General features: G+C 36.0%; 4 protein-coding genes. All 4 read right to left on the bottom strand.

Features of this window, described 5'->3' with window-relative positions:
* Window positions 1-689, bottom strand: a 689-nt coding sequence (locus AC06OU_RS08850) for an ABC transporter ATP-binding protein (RefSeq protein ID WP_475855273.1), incomplete at its 3' end; no start/stop codon positions are given.
* Window positions 690-704: 15 nt separating this feature from the next.
* Window positions 705-1724 (bottom strand): oligopeptide ABC transporter permease, encoded by a 1020-nt coding sequence (gene opp3C, locus AC06OU_RS08845; protein WP_475855272.1) that lies wholly within the window; start codon window positions 1722-1724, stop codon window positions 705-707.
* A complete protein-coding gene (gene opp3b, locus AC06OU_RS08840) occupies window positions 1724-2656 on the bottom strand; it encodes an oligopeptide ABC transporter permease (RefSeq protein ID WP_475855270.1) in 933 nt (310 codons plus the stop codon). Before opp3b ends, opp3C begins: the two co-directional genes overlap by 1 nt.
* A 197-nt stretch (window positions 2657-2853) precedes the next feature.
* The coding region (locus tag AC06OU_RS08835) for a peptide ABC transporter substrate-binding protein (protein ID WP_475855268.1) at window positions 2854-4487 on the bottom strand (1634 nt) is incomplete at its 5' end.

Genomic DNA, 4487 nt, shown 5'->3' with positions numbered 1-4487 from the left:
TACATTACAGCTACTCTGTCCGCAACATTAGCTACTACTCCTAAATCATGCGTAATAAAGATGATGGATGTATCAATTTTCTTTTGTAAGTCTTTCATTAATTCTAAAATTTGCGCTTGAATTGTTACATCCAATGCCGTTGTTGGTTCATCCGCAATCAGAATCTGTGGATTACAAGCTAGGGCAATAGCTATAACAATACGTTGACGCTGTCCACCAGAGAATTGATGAGGATATTGTTTTATACGAGCTTCCGGCTTTGGCATACCAACTAGACGCAATAAATCTACTGCTACTTTTCTTGCCTCTGCTTTACTTACTTTACGATGCTTTAAAATAGGCTCCATAATTTGTTTACCTATTGTCATTGTTGGGTTCAAAGAAGTCATCGGATCTTGGAAAATCATAGAGATATCTTTTCCACGAATCTTTTGCATTTCTCTATCAGTAAGCTTTGTTAAATCTTTACCATTAAAAAGAATCTGTCCATTTTTAAATTCAGAGCTAGATTCCGGCAATAAACGCATAATCGCCTTAGTTGTAACTGACTTACCAGAGCCAGACTCCCCTACGATTGCAAGTGTTTCACCTTTGAAAAGATCGAAGTTAACTCCACGAATAGCTTTAACTTCACCTGCAAAAGTATGGAAGGAAAGCTCTAGATCTTTAACTTCCAATATTTTATCCATCCTTGCTTTCCTCCTTTAGTCTTTCATTTTTGGATCTAGCGCATCTCTTAAACCATCACCTAGAAGGTTAAAGGACAGCATTAGTAAGCTTATAATTACAGCTGGAAATACTAAAATATGTGGTTGGAATTTTAGTAATTTAACTCCATCATTAATTAGCGTACCTAAAGAAGCTGCAGGCGGTTGTAATCCTAACCCGATAAAGCTTAAGAAAGCTTCGAAGAAAATCGCACCAGGTATTGTAAACATTGTATTAATAACAATAATACTTAAAACGTTTGGTAAAATATGTTTTGTTATGATTCTGTTATTGGAAGCACCTAACGTACGAGACGCTAGAACAAATTCTTGGTTTTTATATTTCAAAACCTGCGCTCGAACTACGCGAGACATACCTATCCATCCAGTTATCGTAATAGCAATAATGATTGCCGTGATACCAGGATCCATAAACATGATCATGAGGATAACGATTACTAGATTTGGAATACCAATTAGAATCTCTACTATACGTTGCATAACATCATCTACACGTCCACCGTAGTAACCCGAGATACCTCCATAGGCCACTCCAATAACCATGTCTATTAAGGCAGCCATGAATGCAATGAAAAGAGATACCTGAGTTCCTTCCCATACTCGAGCAAACATGTCACGACCTAAGCCATCCGTTCCAAACCAATAATAAGTATCTACATTTTTTAATTCATATAAGTTGACTTCTTTACCTGCCAAGTTACCATAACCGTCCATAATTCCAAGCTTTTCGATTCCTGGAACTTTTGGTGGCAAGTTAGCATGTGTAATTGTTTGTGTTTCTGCATCATGAGGACCAATATATGGACCAATCAATGACATAAGGATAATAAACACCAGTATAAACACACTTACAATAGCAGCCTTATTCTTTCTTATACGATACCAAGCATCTTTCCAAAAGCTTACACTCGGTTTTGAAATTCTTTCAGCTTGACTGCTATCTACTTGAATTCTATCAAATGAATCAGCAGGTAATTTTTTTAAGTCTTGACTCATTAGTTTTTACCTCCTGACAAACGAATACGTGGATCAATGATTCCATAAAGTAAATCTATAATGAATATTACAACAATTAAGAATACAGAGAAGAAAATCGTAGTACCCATAATAATAGAATAGTCATTTACATTAATAGATTTAACAAATTGTTCTCCGATTCCTGGGATAGCGAAAATCTGTTCAATTACTAACGATCCAGTAAGCAATCCAGCTGCCATTGGACCAAGTACAGTTACTAACGGAATCAAGGCGTTACGCAAAGCATGTTTAAAAGCTATTTCAGCACCATTGGCACCTTTAGATTTTGCTAATGTTATATAATCAGAGCTTAAAACCTCTACCATCTCTGTTCTTATAAAACGAGCTGCTGTAGCTAGTGGTCCCAGTGCTAAGGCTATGGAAGGCATAATACTTGAGGCCCACCCATCTTTCCATAAAGCTACCGGTAGAATTCCCCACTTTACACCTAACCAATATTGTAATACTGTGGCAAATACAAACGATGGTATAGAGATACCAATAATGGCTATGATTGTACTTCCATAGTCCCAAAATGTATTTTGTTTTAATGCAGCAATCATTCCTAAAAGAATACCTACTAGTACTCCGGCAATAAGACCTTGGGCACCAATTTGGAACGATGGTCCAATACGACTTAAAATCAAATCAGTAACTTCAGCATTTTTGAACTGAAACGAGTTACCTAAATCACCTTGAACTAAGTTAAGCATGTAATTTACATACTGGACGGGAACTGGATCATTTAATCCATATTTCGCTTCCACTATTTCAAGTTGAGACGGGGATAGTTTTGAAGCAGAGCTTATAGGGGATCCTGGTAGCGTCTTCATTAGGAAGAATGTAGCTGTCGCAATCAGGAAAAGCGTGATAAACATATAAAAAACACGACGCAAAATATATTTCGCCATCTTTGCACCTCCTAAATTATTTAATAAATTATAATTTTACTAATCTATATATTAAACAAAAAAAATAGTAATTTGTCAAAATCATATTTTATAGTAAAAATATTGCGTATATTTCGACTCATTTAAAAAGAGAGTATATGTTCCGAAAGGAATACATATACTCTCATTTTATGAGATTTTTAAAACTTTAAACTATCTTAGTTTTTACCTTCGATATATGCCCATTTGTAGCTATAGTCTCCACCGAATGGGTGAGCAACGATACCTTTAACATATGGTTTTTGAAGTTGCATAAGACCACGTTGGTAAATTGGTCCAATAGCATAGTCTTCAGCAATTAGAAGTTTTTCAGCATCAGCAAGTGCTTGCCAACGAGCTTCTGTATCTAATGCTAATTCATTGTTAGCAGAAGTTACTAACTCATCATATTTCGGGTTAGAATAAGACATTTGGTTGTTACCACCATCAGTTAACCATAAGCTCATGAATGTGTAAGGATCTTGGTAATCTGGTCCCCATCCAGCAACTTGCATGTCATAGTCTTGGTTTGTATCAAGATCTAAGCGCACTGCAAATGGTACTTCTTTAAGAGTGATAGTTAAACCTGGTAAGTTTGTTTCTAATTGATTTTTGAAATACTCATCCATTTTCTTAGAAAGATCAGAGTCTCCGCCAAGAATTTCTAGAGTAAGCTCAGTAACTCCTAGTTCTTTTAAGCCTTTGTCCCAAGCTGCTTTTGCTTCTTCTACGTTAAATGTAGACATATCTCCATTAACTTCGCGGAAATCATTAGCATCTTCGTCAAAAGTGAATCCTTGTGGTACTAGGTAATGAGCAGGTACAGAACCATTAGCTAAAACTACGTTAACTAAATCTTCTTTGTTAATAGCTTTTGAAACTGCTTCACGAATATTTACGTTAGCAAGTGGAGTTGGCTCTCCATTACGTTCTTGATTGTATTTGAAATAGAATACTGATGTTTCCATTTCTGTTACTAGTTCTGGATCATTAGCATATTGCATTGCATACTCACCAGATAGACCAGTACGGTCTTTTTCACCATTAGTGTAAAGGTTAACCGCTGTAGCTACTTCTTTAACTACATCATAGTTAATTTCAGTAAGTTTCACAGTATCTTTATCCCAATATTGATCATTTTTAACTAGTTTCCAGCTTAAGCCTGTTCCATCCCAATCTTGTAAAGCGAATGGTCCGTTGTATAAAAGTGCTTCAGAGTTTTTAGAGTAATTTTCACCTTGAGTTGTAACGAATTCTTCTTTTTGTGGTAAGAATGTACCAAATGACATTAATGATAAGAAGTAAGGAACTGGTTTTTCAAGAGTAACTTCTAATGTTTTCTCATCTAGAGCTTTAACACCTAATTCAGTATACTCAACTTCTCCAGCTACAATTTTAGATGCATTTGCGATTACGCCTTCCATCATGTATGGACCGTATTCAGATGCTGTATCTGGGTTCATAGCACGTTTCCAAGAGAATTCAAAGTCATTTGCAGTAACTGGTGAACCATCAGACCAATTAGCGTCACGTAATTTGAACGTATAAACTAATCCATCTTCAGAAACTGTTGGCTCTCCATCAGAAATTGCTGGTACAGCTACGTTTTCTTGGTTCAAACGGTAAAGACCTTCATTAATATTGTTTAGTAGATCGAAACCTACTGAGTCAGTTACTAAAGCAGAATCAAGAGTTGGAATTTCAGAACCCATGATTAAGTTTAATACTTGCTCTTCGTCTAATGTTGCTTCTTCAGCACCATCGTCTTCTTTTTCTCCATCTGTTTCAGTTGCTGGTTCGTTAGCTGGTGTTT

This window comes from Psychrobacillus sp. (assembly GCF_056205495.1).
Note: the sequence above shows the minus strand (reverse complement) of the source record. Positions and strands in the feature narration are given on the sequence as shown.

Excerpts from the sequence above, each read along its gene's own strand:
- opp3b (WP_475855270.1), bottom strand. The coding sequence starts at position 2,656 with ATGGCGAAATATATTTTGCGTCGTGTTTTTTATATGTTTATCACGCTT.
- opp3C (WP_475855272.1), bottom strand. The coding sequence starts at position 1,724 with ATGAGTCAAGACTTAAAAAAATTACCTGCTGATTCATTTGATAGAATT.